This is a genomic window from Clostridioides sp. ZZV14-6154, from assembly GCF_020657785.1.
GTDB lineage: Bacteria > Bacillota > Clostridia > Peptostreptococcales > Peptostreptococcaceae > Clostridioides.
Genome location: NZ_JAGWCY010000001.1, coordinates 384979 through 408714, shown reverse-complemented (window position 1 = coordinate 408714; position 23736 = coordinate 384979). Strand labels below are relative to the sequence as shown.

The 23736-nt window shown below is 26.0% G+C and carries 25 protein-coding genes; 20 read left to right on the top strand and 5 right to left on the bottom strand.

The genetic code is table 11. The features are described from left to right. Nucleotides 1-219: 219 nt before the first annotated feature. Nucleotides 220-1080 (bottom strand): YitT family protein, encoded by an 861-nt coding sequence (locus KGF45_RS01875; protein ID WP_227828539.1) that lies wholly within the window; start codon nucleotides 1078-1080, stop codon nucleotides 220-222. A 147-nt stretch (nucleotides 1081-1227) separates the two neighbouring features. Between KGF45_RS01875 and KGF45_RS01870 the strand changes: the two genes are divergently transcribed. The 3 genes from KGF45_RS01870 to KGF45_RS01860 all read left to right on the top strand — a co-directional run bounded on the left by KGF45_RS01870 (nucleotide 1228) and on the right by KGF45_RS01860 (nucleotide 4666). Further along, nucleotides 1228-2118 carry an MBL fold metallo-hydrolase gene (locus KGF45_RS01870; RefSeq protein WP_227828540.1) on the top strand — a complete coding sequence of 297 codons (891 nt, stop codon included), beginning with the start codon at nucleotides 1228-1230 and terminating at the stop codon, nucleotides 2116-2118. An 88-nt stretch (nucleotides 2119-2206) separates the two neighbouring features. Then, a complete protein-coding gene (locus KGF45_RS01865; RefSeq protein ID WP_227828541.1) occupies nucleotides 2207-2668 on the top strand; it encodes a methyltransferase family protein in 462 nt (153 codons plus the stop codon). Between the two features lie 249 nt (nucleotides 2669-2917). Next, nucleotides 2918-4666, top strand: a complete 1749-nt coding sequence (locus tag KGF45_RS01860) for a cell wall-binding repeat-containing protein (protein ID WP_227841676.1) — start codon at nucleotides 2918-2920, stop codon at nucleotides 4664-4666. A 141-nt stretch (nucleotides 4667-4807) separates the two neighbouring features. On the opposite strand, the gene KGF45_RS01855 is transcribed toward KGF45_RS01860, so the two are convergent. Then, nucleotides 4808-5410 (bottom strand): flavodoxin family protein, encoded by a 603-nt coding sequence (locus KGF45_RS01855; protein ID WP_227841675.1) that lies wholly within the window; start codon nucleotides 5408-5410, stop codon nucleotides 4808-4810. Nucleotides 5411-5898: 488 nt separating this feature from the next. Here KGF45_RS01855 and KGF45_RS01850 point away from each other — a divergent pair, with 488 nt between their 5' ends. After that, a complete protein-coding gene (locus KGF45_RS01850) occupies nucleotides 5899-7110 on the top strand; it encodes a diaminopimelate decarboxylase family protein (protein ID WP_227829957.1) in 1212 nt (403 codons plus the stop codon). Between the two features lie 535 nt (nucleotides 7111-7645). On the opposite strand, the gene KGF45_RS01845 is transcribed toward KGF45_RS01850, so the two are convergent. Further along, nucleotides 7646-8119: a DUF2798 domain-containing protein gene (locus KGF45_RS01845; protein ID WP_227829956.1), complete on the bottom strand. Its 474-nt coding sequence runs from the start codon at nucleotides 8117-8119 to the stop codon at nucleotides 7646-7648. Nucleotides 8120-8362: 243 nt separating this feature from the next. Here KGF45_RS01845 and KGF45_RS20415 point away from each other — a divergent pair, with 243 nt between their 5' ends. Genes KGF45_RS20415 through KGF45_RS20410 form a run of 3 tightly spaced genes read left to right on the top strand, consistent with a single transcriptional unit; the run spans nucleotide 8363 to nucleotide 9552 of the window. After that, entirely contained in the window at nucleotides 8363-8560 is a 198-nt protein-coding gene (locus tag KGF45_RS20415) for a multidrug transporter (RefSeq protein WP_413840309.1), read from the top strand. A gap of 33 nt (nucleotides 8561-8593) precedes the next feature. Then, entirely contained in the window at nucleotides 8594-9427 is an 834-nt protein-coding gene (locus tag KGF45_RS01840) for an MFS transporter (RefSeq protein WP_413926578.1), read from the top strand. Beyond that, nucleotides 9400-9552 (top strand): hypothetical protein, encoded by a 153-nt coding sequence (locus KGF45_RS20410; RefSeq protein ID WP_413926577.1) that lies wholly within the window; start codon nucleotides 9400-9402, stop codon nucleotides 9550-9552. The genes KGF45_RS01840 and KGF45_RS20410 overlap by 28 nt, the downstream gene beginning before the upstream one ends. A gap of 191 nt (nucleotides 9553-9743) precedes the next feature. On the opposite strand, the gene KGF45_RS20405 is transcribed toward KGF45_RS20410, so the two are convergent. After that, a complete protein-coding gene (locus KGF45_RS20405) occupies nucleotides 9744-10073 on the bottom strand; it encodes an HXXEE domain-containing protein (RefSeq protein ID WP_227840389.1) in 330 nt (109 codons plus the stop codon). Between the two features lie 343 nt (nucleotides 10074-10416). Between KGF45_RS20405 and KGF45_RS01830 the strand changes: the two genes are divergently transcribed. Both KGF45_RS01830 and KGF45_RS01825 read left to right on the top strand, forming a co-directional pair. Next, entirely contained in the window at nucleotides 10417-10794 is a 378-nt protein-coding gene (locus tag KGF45_RS01830) for a BlaI/MecI/CopY family transcriptional regulator (protein WP_227829955.1), read from the top strand. A gap of 528 nt (nucleotides 10795-11322) precedes the next feature. Further along, nucleotides 11323-11991: a histidine kinase gene (locus KGF45_RS01825; protein WP_227840377.1), complete on the top strand. Its 669-nt coding sequence runs from the start codon at nucleotides 11323-11325 to the stop codon at nucleotides 11989-11991. Between the two features lie 747 nt (nucleotides 11992-12738). On the opposite strand, the gene KGF45_RS01820 is transcribed toward KGF45_RS01825, so the two are convergent. Further along, complete coding sequence (locus KGF45_RS01820) at nucleotides 12739-12894, bottom strand: LUD domain-containing protein (RefSeq protein ID WP_304521581.1); 156 nt, start codon at nucleotides 12892-12894, stop codon at nucleotides 12739-12741. Nucleotides 12895-13402: 508 nt separating this feature from the next. Here KGF45_RS01820 and KGF45_RS01815 point away from each other — a divergent pair. The 11 genes from KGF45_RS01815 (at nucleotide 13403) to yaaA (ending at nucleotide 23654) form a co-directional block, all read left to right on the top strand. Next, nucleotides 13403-13744, top strand: a complete 342-nt coding sequence (locus KGF45_RS01815) for a LytTR family transcriptional regulator DNA-binding domain-containing protein (protein ID WP_227829954.1) — start codon at nucleotides 13403-13405, stop codon at nucleotides 13742-13744. Nucleotides 13745-13985: 241 nt separating this feature from the next. Further along, nucleotides 13986-14405, top strand: a complete 420-nt coding sequence (locus KGF45_RS01810) for a DUF1653 domain-containing protein (RefSeq protein ID WP_227829953.1) — start codon at nucleotides 13986-13988, stop codon at nucleotides 14403-14405. Nucleotides 14406-14615: 210 nt separating this feature from the next. Then, nucleotides 14616-15257, top strand: a complete 642-nt coding sequence (locus KGF45_RS01805) for a histidine phosphatase family protein (RefSeq protein WP_227829952.1) — start codon at nucleotides 14616-14618, stop codon at nucleotides 15255-15257. A gap of 24 nt (nucleotides 15258-15281) precedes the next feature. Then, complete coding sequence (locus KGF45_RS01800; protein ID WP_227829951.1) at nucleotides 15282-16535, top strand: NAD(P)/FAD-dependent oxidoreductase; 1254 nt, start codon at nucleotides 15282-15284, stop codon at nucleotides 16533-16535. Between the two features lie 53 nt (nucleotides 16536-16588). Beyond that, nucleotides 16589-17239 (top strand): (d)CMP kinase, encoded by a 651-nt coding sequence (cmk, locus tag KGF45_RS01795; protein WP_227841673.1) that lies wholly within the window; start codon nucleotides 16589-16591, stop codon nucleotides 17237-17239. 51 nt (nucleotides 17240-17290) lie between these two features. Continuing rightward, on the top strand, nucleotides 17291-17887 hold the full coding sequence (locus tag KGF45_RS01790) for a lysophospholipid acyltransferase family protein (protein WP_227841672.1): 597 nt from the start codon (nucleotides 17291-17293) through the stop codon (nucleotides 17885-17887). Nucleotides 17888-17899: 12 nt separating this feature from the next. Beyond that, nucleotides 17900-18739: a 4-hydroxy-3-methylbut-2-enyl diphosphate reductase gene (locus KGF45_RS01785; protein ID WP_227841671.1), complete on the top strand. Its 840-nt coding sequence runs from the start codon at nucleotides 17900-17902 to the stop codon at nucleotides 18737-18739. A gap of 260 nt (nucleotides 18740-18999) precedes the next feature. Then, nucleotides 19000-20154 carry a putative manganese transporter gene (locus KGF45_RS01780; RefSeq protein ID WP_227841670.1) on the top strand — a complete coding sequence of 385 codons (1155 nt, stop codon included), beginning with the start codon at nucleotides 19000-19002 and terminating at the stop codon, nucleotides 20152-20154. A gap of 317 nt (nucleotides 20155-20471) precedes the next feature. Then, nucleotides 20472-22169: an adenine deaminase gene (gene ade, locus KGF45_RS01775; protein WP_227841669.1), complete on the top strand. Its 1698-nt coding sequence runs from the start codon at nucleotides 20472-20474 to the stop codon at nucleotides 22167-22169. A 267-nt stretch (nucleotides 22170-22436) separates the two neighbouring features. Further along, entirely contained in the window at nucleotides 22437-22901 is a 465-nt protein-coding gene (bcp, locus tag KGF45_RS01770; RefSeq protein WP_227829945.1) for a thioredoxin-dependent thiol peroxidase, read from the top strand. A gap of 9 nt (nucleotides 22902-22910) precedes the next feature. Beyond that, nucleotides 22911-23654: a peroxide stress protein YaaA gene (gene yaaA, locus KGF45_RS01765; protein WP_227829944.1), complete on the top strand. Its 744-nt coding sequence runs from the start codon at nucleotides 22911-22913 to the stop codon at nucleotides 23652-23654. Nucleotides 23655-23736: the final 82 nt, after the last annotated feature.

Genomic DNA, 23736 nt, shown 5'->3' with positions numbered 1-23736 from the left:
TTAATCTATTTTAAATTTATATTGATAGGAAAGTATATAAAATATAGATATTAAACTAATAAATAATGTAAATTTAGCACAATGAGATAAATTTAAAATTAAATCTAAGTGGTGTATTTTTTGATTGTTTATTGTATGAAAAACAGCAAGCACAATTTTCAAATATAAAAATATAAGTTTTTTATATCTGAAATTTATGCTTGCTATTTGTTTTTGTGATTATTCTATTTTTTTAAATCCATTTCCTAAAGCTTCATGTATATCTGTAATTATTATAAATGCATTAGGATCGACACTTTTCACTAATTTTTTTAGTTCAACAACTTCTTTTTTCTCAACTACAACCAAAAGTACATTTTTATTTTCTCCAGTATAAGCACCTTCGCCTTTTAGAATAGTTGCGCCTCTATCTAAATCTTCCATTATTCTTTTACTTATGTCTGATGAAAGGTCAGATATAATAGTAAATGATTTTGAATAATTAAATCCTTCAATAAGTAAGTCACTAATTTTTACTAAAATGTATAGTGCTACAGTTGAATAAAGTGCAATCTCAACTTGTCTATTTACTATTCCCGATAGTACTACTACAACACAGTCGACAATACCCATCAAAACAGGGATACTAAGTGTAGGAAAATATTTATTTAATAGGAGTGCCATCAAATCGGTTCCACCTGTAGAGCCATTTATTCTAAAAATAAGGCCTTGACCAACTCCCATTAAAATAGAACCAGATATAATTGCAAGATACATATCATTTGTAATATCTAGTGTAGTCATATTTGCAGTAACTTTAAGTGCTATAGTAAGAAAAATTATACCTAAGACTGTTTTAAAGCAATCTTTCTTTGAAAGTATTCTGTAAGCAAATATGAATAGAGGTATATTTAAAAGTAAATTGACAATCCAAAGTTGTACACCAAATAATGAATTTAAAACAACTCCAAGACCTGTTATACCACCAGCAGCAATTGCATGTGGATTAAAAAACATGTTAAGAGAAATTGCCATTAATATACAGCCTACAATTAATATTAAAATTTCTGAAAAAGTTATTCTATCTTTTTTCAATAACATCACTCCTTATATATAGATTATAATATATATCATATAGTTTTTCCAATTTTTAATAAAAAAAATAAAAACATATTATAAAAATAATTTGATTGGAATTTTCTGAAAATTAATGCTATAATTAAAAATAAATTTAAGGGAGGTTATAAAATGGCTAAACTGACTTTAGAACATATAGAAGGAAATACATATTATATCCCACTTCCTACAATAGTAGGTGTATATGTAGATGGAAATAATGCAATTTTAATTGACAGTGGAAATAACAAAGATACAGCCAGACAAGTTCTTAGACTATTAGAGGAGCATAATTTAAATCCTAAACTAATAATAAACACTCATTCAAATGCAGACCACATAGGAGGGAATGCATATTTGAAAAATCAAACAAAATGCAAGATTGCTACAACTAAAATAGAAGGATACTTTACAGAAAATCCAATATTAGAATCAGCATTTTTGTATGGAGGGTATCCAAGTAAAGCATTAAAAAATAAATTTTTATTAGCAAAAGAGAGTGAAGTTGATTATATTATACCTTCAAATGGGAAAATTTTAGATACAGAACTTGAAGCGATTTCTCTTCCTGGTCATTATTTTGAAATGATTGGTGTTAGAACTCCAGATAATGTTTTGTTTGTTGCAGATAGCCTTACACCAGAAAATATAATTAGTAAATATCATTTCTTTTTTTTATTGGATATAGATTTACAATTTAAAACGTTAGAAAAAATGAAAACTCTTGATGCAGATTTTTTTGTTCCAAGTCACTCTGTCAAGACTACAAGTATACAAGATTTAATTGATGTCAATAAAGAAAAGATGGAAGAGATAATATCTAATATTAAAAAGGTTTGTTGTGAACCAATTATGATTGATGAAGTCATTGAAAAAATGTGTGATGTGTACAACGTTAAATTAGATGCTAATCAATACGTTCTAGTTGGTAGTACAATACGTTCTTATATAACATATTTATATGAACACAATATGGTTGAATATGTATTTGATGGTGGCAAGATGATGATAAAAGCTGTATAAATACTGAAAAATATCAAACTATGCAATAAAAATATTTTAATACAAGTATCTTCGAAAAAAAGAGATAAAAATAAAATTTGCCATCAAATTGCCACAACAAATACTTGGTCAAAGTATTGCTGGATTTCTTTTCTTATTTGGATTGCTAGGAGTACCAGCTCTAGATAACCGCTTTGCTTGGTCTAGTATTCCACTTATTTTGACAATAATATCAGATGTACTTATTTTAATTGGATTTATAATTGTATTCTTTGTTTTTCGATACAATTCCTTTACATCAAAAGTTATAACTGTTATGAGTAATCAAAAAGTGATTACTGATGGACCATATTCAGTTGTGCGACATCCTATGTATCTAGGTGCTATATTAATTATACTTTTTACACCTCTAGCACTGAATTCATGGTGGGGAATGATTGCTGCAATTACTTTATGCATAATAATTGTGTTTCGGATATTAGATGAAGAGAAGTTACTTAGTGCTGAACTTGATGGATATAAGGAATATTGTCAAAAAACGAAATATCGTATTATACCTTATATTTGGTAAAGTGTAAATTTCTAGTTTATTAATCAGATGAAATAACCTTGGTAAAAAGTCGAATATTTTAAGCTGTATTTCTATTTATTACTTACTTGACTATTAATTAATAAATAGAAATACAGCTTTTTTATATTAAATAATTTTAAGAGAATAGCTATTTAATTATAAAATTATGCTATAATTTGTAAATAAAGAGGTAAATTTATAAAAATTAAAAAAATAATTAATTATAAGAAGGGGGAAATAGTAGGGATTATGAATAAAAAGTTCAAAAAATTCAGTAAAAAAATAGGTATATCAACTTTGGCTTTGACTCTATTTCTTTTTAATAGTTTAACTGCAAGTGCACAAATTAAAGAGGATTCTATAATAGGAACTGATAGATATGAAACAGCAGGACTTATAGCAGATAAGCAGACTTATGACACTGTAATATTAGTTAATGGAGATGAAAATTTATCTGATGGGCTTTCATCAAGTGGACTATCAGGTACTATCAATGCTCCAATACTTTTAACTAAAAAAAATGAACTGCCAAATGCGACATTAAATAGATTAAATAATAAGAATTTGAATGTCGTAAAAAAAGTATATATAATTGGTGGTTATAATACAATTGATAATTCAGTAGAAAAAGATATAAAAAGAAAAAATATTGAAGTAGAAAGAATAAGTGGAAATAGTAGAATTGAAACTAGTTACAATGTAGCAAAAAAAATAAATGAAGTTAGTAAAGTAAAAGAAGTTATGATGACAAATGGATTTGTCGGTGAGGCTGATGCTATGAGTATAGCACCTGTAGCAGCAAAAAATAAGGTGCCAATAATACTTACAGATGGTAAAAAAATTCCGTTTAGTACTAAAGAGTTAAGTGTTTATGCTATAGGAGGTAGTTCTGCAATAGATGAAAAGTTAATAAAAGAGACCAATGCAACTAGAGTTGGGGGAAATGATAGATTTGAAACTAATAAAAAAGTAATAGAAAAGTTTTATAATGGGGCAAATGGTTTTTACATAACAAAAGGATATCAATTAATAGATGCATTGACATTATCTCCTCTAGCAAAAGAAAAACCAATCGTTTTAGTTGCTGATGGAAGTAATAAAAGCATATTAAAAGGAGCTAAAAGTATAATTAAAGTTGGAGGAATCGATTCAAATACATATAAACAATGTTTAGATATAGCAGAGTATAGTGACATGGACATAACACCAAATATAATAAAACATTTAACTACAATTGATGGAAATGAAGTATCTGAAATGTCTATAGAGATGGATAATTTAGGTGTAATTATTGAAAAGACAGATACTAATAAATTTGAATTTGATTATGTTAGTGTTAGCAATGAAAAAAATTGTACTTTTTCTTTAAATAAAGAAGAATCTTCTAATAATGTAAAAGATGGTAAGATGGTTGTAAGTGCTAAGAAAAAAATAGAAAAAAATACAGATAATACTGTAGAAGATATGAATGGTGATAATATTATAAATGCAAGTAAAGATAAGATGGTAAATATATTAAAGATAGGAATTCCTGATAGAGTTTATTCTAATTTTAAGATAGATACTGGAAATGGGTCAGTAAGAGTTTATAATATCAAAGGAGGAGCTACAATTAATGTTAATAATGGAACTGTAAAAGTTGAAGGTAGTGATATAACATATCCTTTTAATATAAATATTAATAATGGAGTTTCAAATGTAGTTGCTGAATCTATATTGTCTGAAATAAAGTTTAGAGCTAATAATGGTGTTGTTGAGGTAACTGCTACAAATATAAATGGAAATATAAGCGTGTTTGGGGAAGATGACACAGATATATTTAGTGGTGTATTTAAATTAAAATTAAAAAAAGAACCATCAAATTTACACTTAAAATTGGGTGATAGAGGATTAAACAAGTTACCAGAAGGTTGGTCTAATGATTATACTTTAGGTAATGGACATCCAATTATAGAGGTGAAAAATAGTGGTATAAATGATATATCATTTCAAAACTAAAATACAGGTGGAAATAAAGCTTATATAATTTTTAAATTATATAAGCTTTATTTGTTTTATTTGTATTATTAAGTTATAAAATTTAGATAACTGTAAATAAAAAATTGTGTCTCAAAAAAATAGTATTTTATTGTAGTATAGTTAATAGTTATCTGCTTTAGATGAATTATGTACAATGTTACAAATATATTTTGCAAATTGACGAGAGTGTTCTTCTTTTTCAGTATCCATAAAATTAGGTTTACCTAAATCACGTTCAACAAGCATTCCTATATATTTCAACTGTGAATGTTTGCAATAACGCTTTATACCATCTTCCCAGATATCAGCTCCTTTTTCAGGTCTATATCCACAAGTTGTAATAAGTGCTAGTGATTTTCCTGACCATAGTGCTGGTCCTTTTTCATCACCATAGTATTTATTCATACCATATACCAATCTATCGAGCAAAGCTTTCATTGGAGCAGTGCAATACCAAGAATAAATTGGAGTTGCAAGAATAATCAAATCACACATAAGAACTTTTTTGAAAATTTTATGAACATCATCATCATGACAACATCCAAAAGAAGATAAATTTTTCTGACATTTTTTACAGGCAATACAAGGTTCTATTTGATAATCATATAACCATAACATTTCAAGATTTGCATTATAGTTTTCTAGTTCTTCTATAAATGGCTCTAAAATAGAAGCTGTATTGCCATTCTTCTTAGGGCTTCCCATAAGAATACATACTTTCATATTAACACCTCCATATTATTTTAAAATAATTTTTAATCATATAGTAATATTTAGATTTTATAAAAACTTTTTAAATATATATTACATAGAATGATTTTTATTTTATTTGGTAGTTTAAAACCAATAGTCTAAAGAAGTACTTTTAGAAAACTAGCAATATTAGTAACTATGTAGAATGCTAGTAAAATTAAAATCATCCATGTAAAAATATGATTTTTGTATGGATATACTTTATTAATTCTTTTTCCAATACGTACCAGTAAAATATACATTAAAAAATATGCTAAAAAGACTATTAAAAATTTCATATATAACCTCACAATTTTAAAGTTTAATATAAACTTAGGATACTACGAGAATACATTAACAACAATATACTTTTTTAATCTGTAACAAAGTTGAAATAAATTATTTCTATAGTAAAATATATTATAATTAGTATAGGAACTTAATTAATAAAATCATCTATAACCATGGAGGTATAAAATATGTATTTAAATCAAGAATATAACTTTATAAAAGAACATGCACCATGTTATATATATGATGAGGTTAATATAATCGAAAGATGTATGGAGTTAAAAAATAATATTTTAGGTTTTGACTTTTTATATTCCATAAAAACAAATCCATATAATAAAATTGTGAAAAGTATTGCTAAACAAGGGTTTGGAACAGATGCGGCATCAATGAAAGAAGTATTGATTTCAAAAGAATGTGGAGTGGTTAGAGATAATATTTACTATTCTGCACCAGGAAAGACAGAGGAAGATATAGAAGCTGTTTTAGATAAGTGTATAATTATTGCGGATAGTATAACAGAAATAGAACTTATAAATAAAATATCAAAAAAACATAATAAAAAAATTAAAATAGGTCTTAGAATAAATCCTGATTTTACTATGGATGATGATAGCTCTATATCAAGCAAGTTTGGTATTGATATAGAAGATATAGATAATGTTTTTAAAATATTAAATCTTTGTAACTATATATCTGTAGTTGGGATACATATACATATTAAATCTCAAGTGTTAGATTTTGAAAAGTTAGGATGTTATTATGAAAAATGTTTTCTCATAGCATTAAATTTAAATAAAAGTGAACATATAAACATTGAGTTTATAAATTTTGGTAGTGGTATTGGAGTAGCATATGACAATCTTAAAGAAAGTCCAGTTAATTTTAAAAAGCTTTCGATATTAACTGAAAAGATTGTTTCTACTAATGCAAATACATTAAAGGCTAGACTCTTTATTGAATCAGGTCGTTTTGTAGTTTGCACATCAGGCAATTACTATACTAAAATTGTCGATATTAAGGTATCAAGAGGGACAAAGTATCTTGTTGTAAGAAATGGTCTTAATGGATTTATGAGACCTATTATTTCTAATTTAATTGAGAAAGTAACTTGTGGTGTAGAATTAGAAGGGCAAGAACCATTATATACATCAAATCATGCATTTTCTTTTTCAGTATTAAGTAGTTCAGAAGAAGAAGAGTATGTAACAATAGTTGGAAATCTTTGTACATCATTAGATGTATTAGCCAATAATGTTAAATTAAAAAAGGCAGTTATAGGAGATGTGGTTTCAATTAATAATGCTGGTAGTTACTCGTATTCTCTATCTCCATTAATGTTTTCAAACTATGAATTTCCTAGACAATATTATAAAAAAAAAGATGGGTGGATTGAGTGAATTTTTCTGAAATCTTCAAACTGGAATATTCTATATTTCCTAATTTTTAATAAGTAAAGGCTATTTTATCATAACCATTTGGAATCTCATAAGAAGTCAATTTGATTCTTCTATTTTGTAATTCCTCGTGTTGTTCAGAATTATCGAAAGTACCTATTAAAATATTCATAAAAGAATTTAATTTGTCACCTATATCATAGATTAACTGGTAATGACTGATTATGATAAGCATACTTTATTTTTAGAGGGGAGTAAGTATGAAAATAGTGGGAGTCTACTATATAATAAAATTTTTACTTGATTCTACAAAATGAAAAATACATTGCCAAGAGTGAATTTGAACATAATGTGAAAATTAAATTTAATAAATTTGAATGGAATTTCATAAATCTAAAATATAATTAACGATGAATTTGATGGCAAATAAATTTGGTAACAAATTTATTTGCCACTAATTAAAAATTATTGTATAGTGTAGTAGCTTGATTTGGGATAAGTATACTTATAGTATAAAGTCTTATGTAGTTTTGTATAGTTATAAACAATCTACAATTGTTCCTTCAGGAAATAACCTCCTAAAAACAAATCTCACTAAAGGGCCTGCAATTAGTAGTTGTAATGGCAATGCAATAATAAAGTTGTTGAATATATTAACAACCCATACAAATAAGATTGTACTAGAAAAACCAACTGATTCAATGGCTCCAAATAAAGACATACATATAACCATTCCACATACCATACAACTTGATATAACAATGGCCTTTGCAATTTGTCTACTTTCTGGATTTACAATGCGAAATGCGATTTTTTTAGCAATTTTAGAAACAACAAACCAATCAAAAATCATACCTACTACATATGCTAGTGGAAAACTCATCCAAGCATTTTTTACAGTTTCTAGCGAAAGGCCTTCATGCAAAGAGACATTATAGACACTCATAAAAAATACCATAAAGGCACACATAATCACTGTAAATATTAAACTTTCTTTTCTATTTTGTGGCATATTCATTTACCTCCAAGTGTAATTTATTTCTATTAGGATTATACATGAAGAAAAATTTTGTCGTAAGTAAATTTTTAAAAATTTGAAATTTATTTTTGAAATAGATAGAAATATCCATAAAATATTTTTATTTTTATGGATATACATGGAAATTAAGTTTTTTAAACTTTATAATTAATAGTATAAGGTAATAAAATTATAGTGCTGTCAAAGAAATTTAAAATTTAGGGGGTGTAGTTCTATATGGAATTGTGGAAAAGAAATTTATTTGTATGTTGGATAGGGATGTTCTTTAGTTCTATAGGTATGAGCCAAATAGCACCTATACTTCCATTATATATTAAGCAGTTGGGTGTAACTGATGTAGGCTTAATACAACAGTATTCAGGTATGATTTTTGGATGTACTTTTGTAGTAGCAGCATTTTTTTCGCCAATTTGAGGGAAAGCTGCTGATAAATATGGAAGAAAATCAATGCTTTTACGTGCAAGTATTGGCATGGGAATAGTGATATTTACAATGACATTTGTACAAAATGTTTATCAGCTATTAGGGCTAAGGATTCTTCAAGGTGTTTTTACAGGTTATGTAACTGCATGTACTACACTGATTGCAACTCAGACAGATAAAAATCATTCTGGTTGGGCCTTAGGTACACTTGCAACTGCATCAACTACTGGTTCATTAATTGGGCCAACAGTAGGAGGGTATATAGAATCAATTTTAGGACTTAAAAGTGTATTTATTATAACCGGAGGATTATTATTTGTATCATTTATCATATCTATTCTGTTTGTAGTAGATAATTTTAGACCTAAAGAAATAAAAGAGTTAATTTCTATACCTAAAGAACAATTAAATCTATTGCCAAATAAGTTTTTAATTGCATCCATTTTTGTGACTACATTTATTACTCAGCTGGCATTATATTCTATAGAACCAATTGTAACAATATATATATCACAGCTTACAAATTTTGCATCAAATGTAGCTTTAATAGCAGGATTGACATTTTCTGCATCAGGATTAGCAAACCTATTGGCAGCTCAAAAACTTGGAAAAATGTCAGATAAAATAGGACCTCAAAAGGTATTACTAATTTCACTTTTATGGGCAGGAATTATATTTATACCACAAGCTTTTGTAAGAACTGCATGGCAACTGATGTTGATGAGATTTTTATTAGGATTATCAGTGGCAGGGCTTAATCCTTCTGTAAATAGTTTATTAAAAAAAATTGCACCAGAAGAATATTTGGATATAATGCATCTGCTCAGTATATGGGATGTTCATCAGGAGCTTTTTTAGGGGGACAAATATCGGCCCATTTAGGTATTAGAACAGTATTTTTCTCAACAAGTATATTATTATTTTTGAATGCACTTTGGATGTATAAATTTACTGGATTATTTACTAAAGATAATGTAAAATAATCTTTAAACTTTGATAAAAAAGAAGAGTAGCTTTAGTACTATATTTAAAAAACTAATCAAAATTATAGATAAAAGAATTCATTTTTATGAATTCTTTTATTTTTATTAACCTTAAAATTGTGTTTTTACAACCTCCTTGTACCATTTGTTTGCCTGTTGTATAATGGTAGAAATTATAATAATATCTAAAACTAATGATTATTTTCACCCTGATACATTATTAGTAAATACTCAAAAAATTTCATAGCTTTATGAAGTGAAACAAATATTATTACTAATAAAATTGTACCAATAAAACAGGAAAGTGAAAGTTTAAACAGACTATAATTAAGCATATTCGATGTAATATAAAGTAGCCAGATACAGATTGGTAAAAAGATTATGGATGTGAATACGCCAGGAACATGGTGTTTAAATCGGATATATAAGTTAAAGTGAGGAAATATAAAATGAAATGTAAAAGCAAATAAACATCCATACCAAATGAAATAGTTGTCAAAGATACAAGATAGCAAAGTTATAATTGAATGCGTAATAATAAAAAAGTGATATTATAAGAAAATCGAACACAAATTATTTTTTAATTTTTGTACGATTCTTTCAAAGAAAATGTCAAATATAAATGCTATATATCCAATTTTTATATATCAATTAAAGAAAAGTTTAAATTTTTAGTTTTTTAATAGTGTATATATTTAATTTCATAATGTAGAATAAACATTTCTTATGTAATTTGTTATAGAATTATATCAAGAAATAAATTATGGAAAAAATTGGAAAATATTATTATCGACAAAATCTTTGACTTAAAAACTATATTGCGATAGTATTAATTTAATAAAAGTTTGAGAGGGGCGTAAGGTTATGACAATTTCAAAAATACCACAAGCAGAGTTAAAAGTTATGAAGTTTATTTGGGAAAAAAATGATACAGTGACATCAAAAGAAACTATTGAAGCTATGGAACAAAAATATGGATGGAAACAAACAACAACATTGACACTTTTATCAAGACTTGTTAAAAAGCATTTCTTGGATGCAGAAAAAATAGATAGATATACTCATTATACGATAGTTGTTGGACACAAAGAATATTTAAATGTTGAGACAAAAGATTTTTTAAGTAATATACATGATAATTCTTTGCAAAGTTTACTTTCAGCATTACATGAAGATGAAGTTATTGACAAAAATGCATTAGATTTATTTGAAAATCATTTTAAAAATTTAAAGGATGAATAAGTATATGTGTTTGCATGCTTAAATTTTTAATAGATAGATATATACAAGAATCTATGCTGGTATTATTTAATAAGTTATCAACTATTTATAAATTGATGATTAATAGGCGTAAATTCAGTAAAATACCTATAATGATTAAAGTAGATGGTATCAAATTAAATGATACCACCTATTTTAGTGCTCTATGTTTTTAGTTTTAAAAATAATCTTTTAATTCACTATTTTTTCTTAATTCAAGCAATTATTTTATTTAATCATATCAAACTGCCTTAATTGTTTCTAATTGTTCTTAGAGTCGACTTATATTTTTAAGCATAATTAAAATAAAATGAAGAAATAATTTTTATATTTTCTGATTGTATTGTTAACAACTTAATTGTCAATATTTCATAGTTGATTTTATACTATTATTAAAATCATTAAGTAATAATATCAAATTTAAGTGTCTTTTTATGTTATAATGAGTATGTATTTTTAATGGTATATTTTATTGTGAAGATATAAATTAATTATTTTTGGGGAGTTATTATGCTAGACACGTTTATAACAATTGTTTCTTCTATTATAGAGATATGGGCATGCAAGAAAGTATTTGATTATACAAGTAAAGTAAAAACTAATTTAATAAAGTTAAATATATCTTTCTTATTTTCTGTTTTTCTCATTATTTGTTCTTTTTATATAAATGTAGGAGCTAATGATAGAATATGGATATGTATTCTTATAACCTTTATTTTTTATAAGTCAAATTATAAGGTCAATATATATAAATGTTTAGTGATTTTGTTTTTTTATTGGATGGTGTTAATAGGTATAAATGCATTGAGTATGCTATTAGTAGTTTCAATGAACAATTTAGATAATATGAATATTTTACTTAATGGAAATTTATACAGATATGAAGCTATCTTTTTTGGAAAATTGATTTTAATTATATTATTGTACATATATAAAATTTCTTTTACTAATTTTAAAATTAGTAAAAAAGAATTGTATATATGTGTTCCAATGATAGCAAATTTATTATCTTTTTTTATACTTTACGATTATATTATTAATCTTTTAAAAATTTCTCCTGAAAAGAGAGTTGTTTTTCTAGTAATAGTTTTACTATTGATATTGTCCAATATCTCAATATTTGTATTAATACGTATAATACTTAAAATTAAAGCTAAAAAAGACAATATAATAAATTAATTAATACATATAAAAATAGCTTAGTGAATATTTCTAATTGATATATTATAGCTTATTTGTTTTAAAATATTGAAACTTGAATTATCTGGTGAAGTAGATAAAGTTGATTGTGCTAAGACTCTTTAAAATGAGCGTATTAGTGAAATAAGTAAGATTACATCAGATATTCCTAAGTTGTATGGTAGGAGTAAAAAATATATAAATAACATTATTAAGAAAACTATTAAGTAGTTCATAAATTCCTCCTATTATTAGATGGTATTAAAGTTAGAATACTATGAAGAACTGATAGTGGCAACATATTATACAGATTTGTAAATAAATTGAAGCAAGTTATTCAGAATAAAAAAGAGTATTTTCACATATCTTTTGTGAATACAAGATTCTTGGATATGAAAAAATAGAAGCACATAAACAGATGGAAAATAGCAATTAGAACGGATATAAAGTATGAAGTCTAGACAGTACAATATTACAAAAGGATTATTGATAGTATATATAAAAACATAAGACAAAAATAATTATCAATGCATTAGCTTTGATTAGAACAATTCTTATGATAGGATTTTTAGGATTGATTGTTATTGTGAACCTATAGATATAATTATACAGGTTCAATTTTAAAAATTATCAAGTTTTAGTTTATAGAGCAGTTTATTTTAACATATAGACTGTTTTTTTTATGTCCATAACTATACCATGTAATATTACTTATCAACTTTTTAATAATTTCAAGAAATGCTTACCTTAGTAATGAGTAGTTTTTTCTAAAGGAGCCTTACGTTTTCCATTTAATGCTAGTGCAGAACAAGTAAATGTTCGAATTCTTCCAATGGCAGACTGAACATCATCAACTACTTTGCTCATTCCAGCTATTATAATAATTGTCTTTGGACTGTGAATAAGATAAGAGACACTTTGTAGTATCCTTTGTGCAAATCTGAAATCTTTTGCAAGTTATATAATTCCCTATTTTTTACTTTAGACTTTATAGATAATCTGTGTTTGTTAGTTGTTACCACAAGATTGATTTTAGCTATATATTTGTGATATATCTATGAACTTTCAATTGATAATTAAGAAGTATAAAATTATTTTAACAAATCTGTAATTAAATCTTAATTCTTTAAATTATACATATAAAAGTCAATATTTACTTTTATATGTATAATTTTACACAACTTTATTGAAGAGTTATTTTATTAAAGAAATATGTATCTATAATTACTGATATTATTTATAATAGGCTATTTTAACTTTAAAAATTAATGCCAAAAAATGAGTTTGTAAGTCAATATCAAAAATAACTTTATAAATATTTCAAATAGACTAATCTTACATATATTTCCGATAGATTAAATTGATAAAAAACACTAAAATTAAATTAATAAGAATACTTGGAGGGATGGTAATGAAAGAGGAATGTTTTATTAATATTGAACACGAAGATAAACGTTTTTCAATTAACATTAAAGAGATTTTGTACATAGAAAAGCAAGAGTATGAATCAAAAATTTATACAGAAAATGAAACTTATTATATTGGAGAAAATTCTTCTAGTATAAAAAAACTACTGAAAGAAGAAAATTTTTTCAAATGTAGTAACAGTTATATTGTAAATTTAGATAAGTGTGAATTTTATCTCAGCAATAATTGTATTTTTGTAGGAAATAACTTTATAAGAGTTTTAGGTTTAGATAGAAAAAAGAAATTAGAAAAGAAGTTAGAAAAATTATATGATTATAAATATTAACTTTGAGAGGCTGTATTTTATACAGCCTCTTTATTTATTTTATTATATTATTAATAAACTTTAAATTATGATAAAATATAAGACAAGCATTGCTTTTAATAAATAAAATATAGGATAAGTTTTATATAGCTACATGATTTTATATAACTGCATAATAAGAAAAGTAGAATATATTTATATAAATAAAAATTAAACTCATAAACAACTTTTTCAAACAATACATGTAGGAGAGGATAGTAAAATGGATAAACCAAAAAATAGTCTAAACATTGATGAAAGAAAATTAAAATATCCTTGTATTTATAAACATTTTAAAGGAAAATATTATGCTACAATGGGATTGAGCAAAGCCATTGATAGTAATGATATAGAAAAAATCTGTGAAACATATAATGAAAAAGGGTTAACTAAAAACACAGTTAGGTATAAGCTAGATGTTAAGCATACTGAGCTAGATGAAAATATTTTTATATATAGAGACTTGAATGGAAACTTTTATCATAAAAAAGAAGAAGATAATAATAATTTGGTCTTATATAAAACTTTATATGATGATACAGGAGTATTTGTAAGGCCACTAGACATGTTTTTATCAAAAGTAGATAGAGATAAATATTTTAATCCGATTCAAGAATATAGATTTGAAGAATTTTATAAATAAAATATGATGATTACATTTTATAATTTAAGAAAAAAACTGTTATTATATAATAAATTGTGGTAAATATAAATAGGATGAGCTGAGAAGAGAAGAATATCTTAGATTAAGTTATAAAATAGAAACATAGTAAACTGTTATATGATATAATTAAATTTTGAGAAGTGACAATTTATATTTAATAAAAAATAGACAGATATATTAGGAGGAAATATGGGAAATACTTTTTATATAGTAAGACATGGACAAACAGATTGGAACTTATTAGGAAAAACACAAGGTCATGGTAATTCTGACCTTACAGCACAAGGGATAGAACAAGCAAGAGAACTTTCTGAAGACATTGGTAAGTATTCAATTGATTATATTTTTAGTAGTGATTTAGGAAGAGCAATGCAAACAGCTCAAATTTTAGGTGATAAGCTCAATATTGAAGTCCAAAAAACTGAAGCACTTAGAGAAATGGGATTTGGAGTTTGGGAAGGTCTTTTAATAAAAGAAATTCAAAAAGACTATTCAGATATATATTCAACATGGAGAAATGAGCCACATTTAGTAAATATACCAGAAGGAGAAACTCTTAAAATTATAAAAGAAAGAGTAGATACTTTTATAAAGGAATTAAATGAAAAATACAATGATAAAAATATAGTTCTTGTTACACATTCAATTACATTGAGGGTTATGTTACTATCATTCCTAGAGTCAGGTATGGAAAATATATACAGAATTAAGCAAGATAACACTGCTTTAAATATAGTAGAATTTAAAGATTACGGTCCAGTAGTAATAAAGATGAATGATACAAGTCATATAAAAAATCATGTAAAAATAAATAATTCTGCACTTGAGTAAGTATCAAATTATAAGGAGAAGTTTATGAGTAAAGTTATAGTGGTTGGTGGAGGTCCATCTGGCATGATGGCAGCCTTGTCAGCTTCAAAAAACAATAATGAAGTAATATTGATTGAAAGAAATGGAGAGTTAGGGAGAAAGTTAAGAGCAACTGGTGGAGGTAGATGTAACTTTACCAACAATAGAGAGATAGAAGCTTTTTTTGATAAGGTTGTAAACAATAAAAAATTTCTATATAGTAGCTTTTATGCATTTACAAATAAAAATCTTATATCGTATTTTGAAAGTAAAAATTTAGAGTATAAGATTGAAGAAGAAAATGACCATAAGGTTTATACTAAGAATGATAAATCGATAGAAGTAATAGAAGTATTAAATAAGGACTTAATTAATCATAATGTAAAGATAATGTATAATAAAAAAGTTGTGGATATTATAATTGAAAAAATCACTGAACAAGATGACCATAACAATAATAAAGCAAATTATTCAATAAAGGGTGTCATTTTAGATAATGGAGATAATATATTAGGTGATAAAGTTATTATATCAACTGGAGGAGTTAGTTATTCAAAAACAGGTTCAGATGGTTTAATGTATAAGGTTCTTCAAAATCATGGACATACATTAAATAAACTATATCCTGCTTTAGCTCCACTTACAATAGAAGAAAAATGGATTAAAGCTTTACAAGGAATATCTATGAGAAATGTAGAAATATCTTGTAAGATTAAGAAAAAGAAAATATCAAAATCAGGAGACATGCTATTTGCACATTTTGGGATAACAGGTCCTTGTGTACTTATAATGTCTTCTTATATCAATAAGATTATTGAAAAAGATAAGGTAGAATTAAATATAGATTTTTTACCAAATTTAGATGTCAATGAAATTTCTAATATAATTAGAGAAATTCCAAATAAAAATATCTTAAATAATCTTAAACAGATATTACCTCAAAACTTCTTAAGAGAAATTCTTTCTATATTATCTTTAAGTGATAAAAAAGCAAATGAGTTGTCTAAGGCTGATGAAATTAAAATTATTGAGTATATAAAAAATATGAAACTAACTTGTAATGGAACTACAGGCATAAACACTGGAATGGTTACTTCTGGTGGTATTTCAGTTAAAGAAATTAATTCTTCTACAATGGAGTCTAAGTTAATAAAGGATTTATTTTTTACAGGTGAGGTAATAGATGTAGATGCAGAAACTGGTGGATATAATTTACAAATAGCATTTTCAACTGGATATCTTGCAGGGACTAGTGTATAAGTATAGTTTTTAATAAGTCGATTATTAAATATAAATAAAATAGAGGTGTAGATATGAGTAATTTGATTATAGCTGTGGATGGACCAGCAGGGGCTGGTAAAAGTACAATAGCTAAGATAGTAGCAGAAAAACTAAATATAAATTATATAGATACAGGTGCTATGTATAGAGCTGTTACTTATAAGTGTTTAAAAAATAATATTGATGTCAATAATGAAAAAGAAGTTATTAAAATAGCTGAAAATTCGGATATAGATTTTAAAAATAATATCATATATTTAGACCAAAAAATTATAAATGAGGAAATCAGAACAATAGAAGTAAGCAATAATGTTTCCAATGTAGCTAAGATAAAAGAAGTAAGAAAGTTGATGGTTGAAGTTCAACGAAAAATTGGAACAAAAAGTTCAGTAATATTAGATGGTAGAGATATAGGTTCATATGTTTTTCCAAATGCAGATTATAAATTCTTTTTAGTAGCTACACCAGAAGAAAGAGGAAGTAGACGCTATAAAGAACTTTGTAATAAAGGATATAATACTACTTTAAAAGAAGTAATTGAAGATATAGTAAAGAGAGATGAAATTGATTCAAATAGAGAATTTGCACCACTAGTAAAAGCTGATGATGCACTAGAAATAGATACTACAGGAAAGACTATAGAGCAGGTTGTACAAGAAGTTGTATCTAAGATAAGTTTTTAAGCTCAATGTATCTAAAATGAGAATATAATGTAGTATTGAAGGGAGATAAACGTGAATTTTTATAGATTTGCAATAAATATTTTTAGATGTTTTTCTAAAGTGTTTTTTAAATATGAAGTTATAGGTGCCGAAAACATACCAGATAGAGGAAATATAGTGGTGGCTTCAAATCATAAGTCAAATCTTGATCCTGTATTTTTAGCAGCAGCTATAGAGAATAGGGAAATAGCAGCTATTGCAAAACAAGAATTATTTAAAGTGAAACCATTAGGTTTTATATTAAAAAAATTGCATGTTATGCCTATAAATAGAGAAAAGCCAGATGTATCTACTATAAAAACTATTTTAAGGTCAATTAGAGATGGTTATGTGTTGGGAATATTTCCAGAAGGAACAAGAATTAAAGGAGATAACTTTGGCAAAGCTAAGGCAGGTCTTTCTCTATTTACAATAAAGAGTAAATCTAAGGTTGTACCAGTGTCGATAATATCTAAGTATAAACCTTTTAGTAAGGTAATTGTGTATTTTGGAGAGCCAATATCATTTGAAGAACATTTTAAAGAAAAGTTAAGTAATGATGACCACGAAAGAATGTCACAAGAAGTTTTAGAAATAATAAAACAGAATTACTTTAAATATTCAAAATAAGGGGGGAATTTTGTGAATGTTAAAATAGCAAAAAATGCAGGATTTTGCTTTGGAGTAAAGAGAGCAATGAAAATGGCATGGGATGAAGTAGAGAAAAATGATTCTGGAATATATGCTTTAGGACCTCTTATTCATAACAAACAAGCAGTAGCAAGATATGAACAGAAAGGTCTTAAAACTGTAGATGAAATTGATATAATACCAGATTATGAAAATATGATAATAAGATCTCATGGAGTTCCTGAGAAAGTATACAAAGAAGCTAAAAATAAAAAGCTCAAAATTGTAGATACTACATGTCCATTTGTAAAGAAAATACATACAGTAGTGAGTGAGTATCATAATAAGGGTTATGAAATAATAGTTATTGGAGATATGAAACATCCAGAGGTGATAGGTATAAATGGATGGTGCGAAAACTCAGCAATAATAATAAAAGCTGTAGAGCAAATGGAGAATATGGAATTTGACAATTCAAAAAAATATTGTGTTGTTGCACAGACAACGATAAATCCAGATTTATATTCAAATATAGTTGACAAATTAGCTGATAAACTAGAACATATAGTGTTTAATGATACAATCTGTTCAGCTACAAAAACTAGACAAGAAGCAGCTAAAGAATTAGCAAGAGAAGTTGATTGTATGATAGTTATAGGTGGAAAACACAGTTCTAATACTCAAAAGTTAGTAAAAGTTTGTGAAGATTTAGTTCCAACCTTTGCAATAGAAACTAAAGACGAATTGGATGTAAATATGCTTAAGAAGTATAAAAATGTAGGAGTTACAGCAGGAGCATCTACACCAGATTGGATAATAGAGGAAGTAATAACATTTATTGAGAATTTATAAATATAGTAAACAATAAAAACATGTGTACTATTGGTATAATATATAAAATTTATTGTAATATCTATATGTAATTTTATACTATTACATGTCATAACTAGATAACCTAATATCAGAAAGTGTGTATCTTAATATGCAAGAAATTAACAATATAAGATATGCACTTTTTAATATTAGAAATTTAAAAGGTATAATGATATTGATTATCAATAACAAATGAAAAATAATATAATTATTGCGAAATTAATATAGGAGGTAAATTAATGGAAATGTTAATATCTGCTTCTGAAGAAGCATTTTTACATGTGGGTTCTATGATTGGATTTTTTATTTTGCTATTTGGATATATAAACTATAAAACTAGTGGTAATTTTACTAATATTATATCAAAAAATAGAAAATATCAACCTTTAATAGGAGCTTTGATAGGAGCTATACCAGGTTGTGGTGGGAGTTTGGCAATCATGCCATTATATATAAGTGGAAAATTAAGCTTTGGAGCAATCATTGCAAGTTTAATAGCAAGTATGGGGGATGCTGCATTTATACTTATTTCATCAAATATTAAAATGTATTTTTTTGTGACTATAGTTAGTACAATTACAGGAATAATAACGGGACAACTAGTAGATTATTTTAAATTAGAAAAAAAATTGAAATTAAATAAATATAGAAAATCAGACAAACATAATATAGATAAAAGTGACCATAAAGAGAATGAAGAGTCGCATAATCATGATGGTATCATTTTGGATAATTTAGCTAAATCTCATGGAAATACGAATAGACTTGCATTTATAATAACACATGGTAAAGGGTACAAAATTTATATAGGAATTGTATTAATAGGTTTTATATTTATGTCTCTTGCTCATTCTGGAATAAATCTTCCTATTATTGAAAAATTACATTCACTAGAAGAAGCAATAGCAGTTATAGGAATACTATTCTCAATAGTTTATATGTGGTGTTTTAAAAAAGTATTTAAAAATTCTAATCAAAAAGAGGAAGAAAATAAGAAGATTTCCTTAAGAGAAATGCTTATACATTCTGTAGGTGAAATTTCATTTGTTATTACATGGATTTTTATTGCATATCTTATTTACGATTTGATAATATTGGTTTTAGGTGGAGATGAATACTTAGTTAATTTAGTTTTATCAACAGGTGTAATTAGTGTATTTATAGGTGCAGGTCTCGGGCTTATTCCAGGGTGTGGTATACAAATTGTACTTATGTCATTTTACTTGAAAGGAACTATACCACTTGGTGCAGTAATAGCTAATTCCATATCTCAAGATGGAGATGCTCTTTTTCCACTTTTAGCAATGGACAAAAAATCTTCCTTATGGGCTATGATTATTACTACTATACCAGCTATAATCGTAGGAATGATAGTTTATGCATTTTTAGGTTAATTAAAAGTAGTTATTAGTATAAATGATAAAAATACATAAATCTATACTATGGATATAGTAACAAATATTAAAAATATAAAAAATAAAACTTAATATAATTAAAATATTTATAAAGAACATGAGAAATAATATTATTGTTTCTCATGTTTTTGTATTTAATTTAATAAATTATGGAATAAATGCTTTTTATCGAAGATAGGCCAAATACTCCATACTCAACGTAAGTAGGGTAGAGATGTAAGCATAAAATATGCTAATATAAATTAATATGATACAACAAGTATATTGATATAAAAAATTTAAGAGGAGTTGTAAAAATGAGTAATTTGAAAAAAAAGTGTGATGTAGCAAGTGGAAGAGATAAAGCTGATATTGTACTTAAAAATGGAACAATTATAAATGTATTCACAGAAGAATTAATAGTAGGAGATATAGCAATAGTAGAGGATACAATTGTTGGAATCGGCGAATATAGTGGAAAAGTAGAGATTGATTGTAGTGGTAAATACTTATCACCTGGTTTTATTGATGCACATATGCATATTGAGTCTACAATGGTAATGCCAATTGAATTATCAAAAAAATTACTAAAGTCAGGTACAACAACTGTTATAGCTGACCCTCATGAACTAGTCAATGTAAAAGGAGCAAGTGCAATAGACTTTTTACTAGAATCAACAGAAGAGATACCTTTAAATGTATATATTATGCTACCATCATCTGTACCTGCAACAAGATTCGAAACTAATGGAATAGGAAATTTTAGTGCAAAAGATATGGATGCCTACATAAATAATCCTAGAATCTTAGGATTAGGAGAGGTAATGTGTTTTAATGATGTTATATCTGCTGAAAAAGAAATTTTAGATAAATTAGAGGCTTTTAAAGATAAAATGGCAGATGGACATGCACCAAATATAACTGGAAAGTCACTTCAAGCATATGTATGTGCAGGAATAAAAAATGACCATGAATGTATAACTTTTAATGAAGTGTATGAAAAATTAAGAGCAGGTCTAAAAATTTTTATAAGAGAAGGAAGTGCAGCAAAAAACTTAGAAGCTATAATAAAGGGATTATTGAAATATAGCTTACCAATTGAAGAATTTATGTTTTGTACAGACGACAAACATTTGGATGATATAGAAAAACAAGGGCATATAAGATGGAATATAAAATGTGCAATCGATTTGGGTATGGAGCCAATTAAAGCTATTAAAATTGCAACTTATAATTCAGCAAGAGCATATGGTCTAAATAGAATTGGAGCAATAGGTGCTGGGTATAAAGCAGATATTGTTGTTCTAAACAATTTAGAAAATATGGAGGTAGGTAGTGTTTATAAAGATGGTAAATTGATAGATGAGGGAATTTTTTCTGATTATAATTATGAAATTAAGGATAAAGAGCTGCTTAATACAGTTAAATTTAAAGATATTGATAGAGAAAAAATACAATTAAAGTCAAATGAGAAAAATTATGTAATGGAAATTGTACCATATCAGATTCTAACAAATAAATTATTTGAATCTATACCAAACAAAAATGGATATTTCAATCCAAATGAAGAATATTCAAAGCTTTGTGTTGTTGAGAGACACAGAATGACTGGAAACATATCAGTTGCACCATTAAAAGGTTTTGGTATAAAAAATGGAGCAATAGCAACTACTGTAGCTCATGATTCACATAATATCATAGTTGCAGGAGATAATGATGAAGATATTATAGTTGCAGTAAATTACTTGAGAGATATACAGGGTGGCTATGTAATTGTATCAAATGGAAAAGTACTTGCTCACTTAAGTCTTCAAGTAGCTGGATTAATTAGTACTCTTCCAGCAGATAAAGTGCAAGAAACAACTGATAATATGTTAAAAATAGCAAGAAAAATGGGAGTTCCAAAGTATGTAGACCCTTTTATTACACTTTCATTTATGGCTCTTCCTGTTATTCCAAAAATAAGACTTACTGATTTAGGTCTATTTGATGTAGAAGAATTTAAATTTATATAGATTAGAGTATTAGAAGATTAAAAATAAATAAGCAGGATTTAATACATAAATTAAATCCTGTTTATTTTAATTACTATAGTTATTTAACATAAATTCCAGTTTAAATGCTCTAATCAAATAAAGTTGAAATTTTTAGTATATAAAATTTACATATCCATGAAATTTTCCATATAAAAAAGTAAAATATTTTATTTATATATAGAAATATAGGGTATTAATATAAATATAGTATAAATTATTGATTAAAAAACAAAAGGAGAGATATTTATGTTAAGTATAGGTACAAAAGCACCAGAATTTACATTAGAAGATAAGGATGGAAATAAAGTCAGTATGTCAGATTTTAAGGGGAAAAAAGTGGTAATATATTTTTATCCTAAAGATAATACACCAGGATGTACACGTCAGGCATGTGCATTTAGAAACGCATATGAAGGATTTAAAAATAATGATATACCAGTTATTGGAATAAGTAAAGATAGTATTAAATCACATCAAAAATTTGCAGAAAAACATGAGCTTCCTTTTATTTTACTTTCTGACCCAGATTTAATTGCTATTAAGGCTTTTGATGTGTGGAAAGAGAAAAAAATGTATGGGAAAACTGCTCTAGGAGTCGTTCGTGCAACTTATATTGTAGATGAAAGTGGAATTATTGAAAAAGTTTTTGAAAAAGCAAAACCAGATACAAATGCACAAGAGATTCTTGAATATTTGGAAAAACAGGAGTAATAAGAATTTATGATTATAATGTTATCACCAGCTAAAAATATGAAACATGCACAAGCAGTTGATAGAGATTTAAGCTTACCTTGTTTTATAGATAATGCAAAAGAAATATCAAAGAATATAAAAAATTTTAGTTTAGAAGATTTTAAAAATAAAATGAAAATCAACGAGAAGTTAGCCATATTGAACAAGAGTAGATTTGATAATTTTAAATTTGACAGTCTAGGAAGTCCTGCAATCTTAACTTATGATGGAATACAATATAAAAATATAGAAGCAGAGCGTTTTACAAAGCAAGATGAGGAATTTGCAAATAATTGTATTCGAATCATAAGTGGATTGTATGGGGTTGTAAAACCTTATGATAGTATATATGAATACAGACTAGAAATGCAGACAAAGCTACAGATAAGAGAATTTAAAAATTTATATGAATATTGGGGAGACAGTATATATAAAGAATTAAGTAAAGAAAATACAGCTATTGTCAATCTTGCATCAAGTGAATACAGTAAAACTGTGGGAAAATTTATCGATGATAATCATACATATGTAACATGTAATTTTAAAATAAATAAAAATAATATATTAAAAGTTGAATCAACACAAGCAAAGAAAGCTAGAGGAATGATGGTAAAATATATTATTAAAAATAAAATAGAAGATATTAACGACTTAAAAAAATTTAATTTAGAAGGGTATAAATATCAAGAAAACTTATCTAACAATAATGAGTATGTGTTTGTAAAAGAGTAGATATTTTTATATAGATTTTAAACTAAATTGTTAAATTTAGGTAAAATATAATTGTTGAGTATTGAATTGAATTGGATTTTAA

What these genes read in the sequence shown, in the direction of transcription:
- yaaA (WP_227829944.1), top strand. Translation starts at nt 22,911, where the DNA reads ATGATTATAATGTTATCACCAGCTAAAAATATGAAACATGCACAAGCA.
- KGF45_RS01860 (WP_227841676.1), top strand. Translation starts at nt 2,918, where the DNA reads ATGAATAAAAAGTTCAAAAAATTCAGTAAAAAAATAGGTATATCAACT.
- KGF45_RS01825 (WP_227840377.1), top strand. Translation starts at nt 11,323, where the DNA reads ATGCTAGACACGTTTATAACAATTGTTTCTTCTATTATAGAGATATGG.
- KGF45_RS20415 (WP_413840309.1), top strand. Translation starts at nt 8,363, where the DNA reads ATGGAATTGTGGAAAAGAAATTTATTTGTATGTTGGATAGGGATGTTC.
- KGF45_RS01855 (WP_227841675.1), bottom strand. Translation starts at nt 5,410, where the DNA reads ATGAAAGTATGTATTCTTATGGGAAGCCCTAAGAAGAATGGCAATACA.
- KGF45_RS01870 (WP_227828540.1), top strand. Translation starts at nt 1,228, where the DNA reads ATGGCTAAACTGACTTTAGAACATATAGAAGGAAATACATATTATATC.
- KGF45_RS01850 (WP_227829957.1), top strand. Translation starts at nt 5,899, where the DNA reads ATGTATTTAAATCAAGAATATAACTTTATAAAAGAACATGCACCATGT.
- KGF45_RS01840 (WP_413926578.1), top strand. Translation starts at nt 8,594, where the DNA reads ATGCTTTTACGTGCAAGTATTGGCATGGGAATAGTGATATTTACAATG.
- KGF45_RS20410 (WP_413926577.1), top strand. Translation starts at nt 9,400, where the DNA reads ATGGGATGTTCATCAGGAGCTTTTTTAGGGGGACAAATATCGGCCCAT.
- KGF45_RS01810 (WP_227829953.1), top strand. Translation starts at nt 13,986, where the DNA reads ATGGATAAACCAAAAAATAGTCTAAACATTGATGAAAGAAAATTAAAA.
- KGF45_RS01780 (WP_227841670.1), top strand. Translation starts at nt 19,000, where the DNA reads ATGGAAATGTTAATATCTGCTTCTGAAGAAGCATTTTTACATGTGGGT.
- KGF45_RS01875 (WP_227828539.1), bottom strand. Translation starts at nt 1,080, where the DNA reads ATGTTATTGAAAAAAGATAGAATAACTTTTTCAGAAATTTTAATATTA.
- ade (WP_227841669.1), top strand. Translation starts at nt 20,472, where the DNA reads ATGAGTAATTTGAAAAAAAAGTGTGATGTAGCAAGTGGAAGAGATAAA.
- bcp (WP_227829945.1), top strand. Translation starts at nt 22,437, where the DNA reads ATGTTAAGTATAGGTACAAAAGCACCAGAATTTACATTAGAAGATAAG.
- KGF45_RS01800 (WP_227829951.1), top strand. Translation starts at nt 15,282, where the DNA reads ATGAGTAAAGTTATAGTGGTTGGTGGAGGTCCATCTGGCATGATGGCA.
- KGF45_RS01815 (WP_227829954.1), top strand. Translation starts at nt 13,403, where the DNA reads ATGAAAGAGGAATGTTTTATTAATATTGAACACGAAGATAAACGTTTT.
- KGF45_RS01845 (WP_227829956.1), bottom strand. Translation starts at nt 8,119, where the DNA reads ATGCCACAAAATAGAAAAGAAAGTTTAATATTTACAGTGATTATGTGT.
- KGF45_RS01830 (WP_227829955.1), top strand. Translation starts at nt 10,417, where the DNA reads ATGACAATTTCAAAAATACCACAAGCAGAGTTAAAAGTTATGAAGTTT.
- cmk (WP_227841673.1), top strand. Translation starts at nt 16,589, where the DNA reads ATGAGTAATTTGATTATAGCTGTGGATGGACCAGCAGGGGCTGGTAAA.
- KGF45_RS01805 (WP_227829952.1), top strand. Translation starts at nt 14,616, where the DNA reads ATGGGAAATACTTTTTATATAGTAAGACATGGACAAACAGATTGGAAC.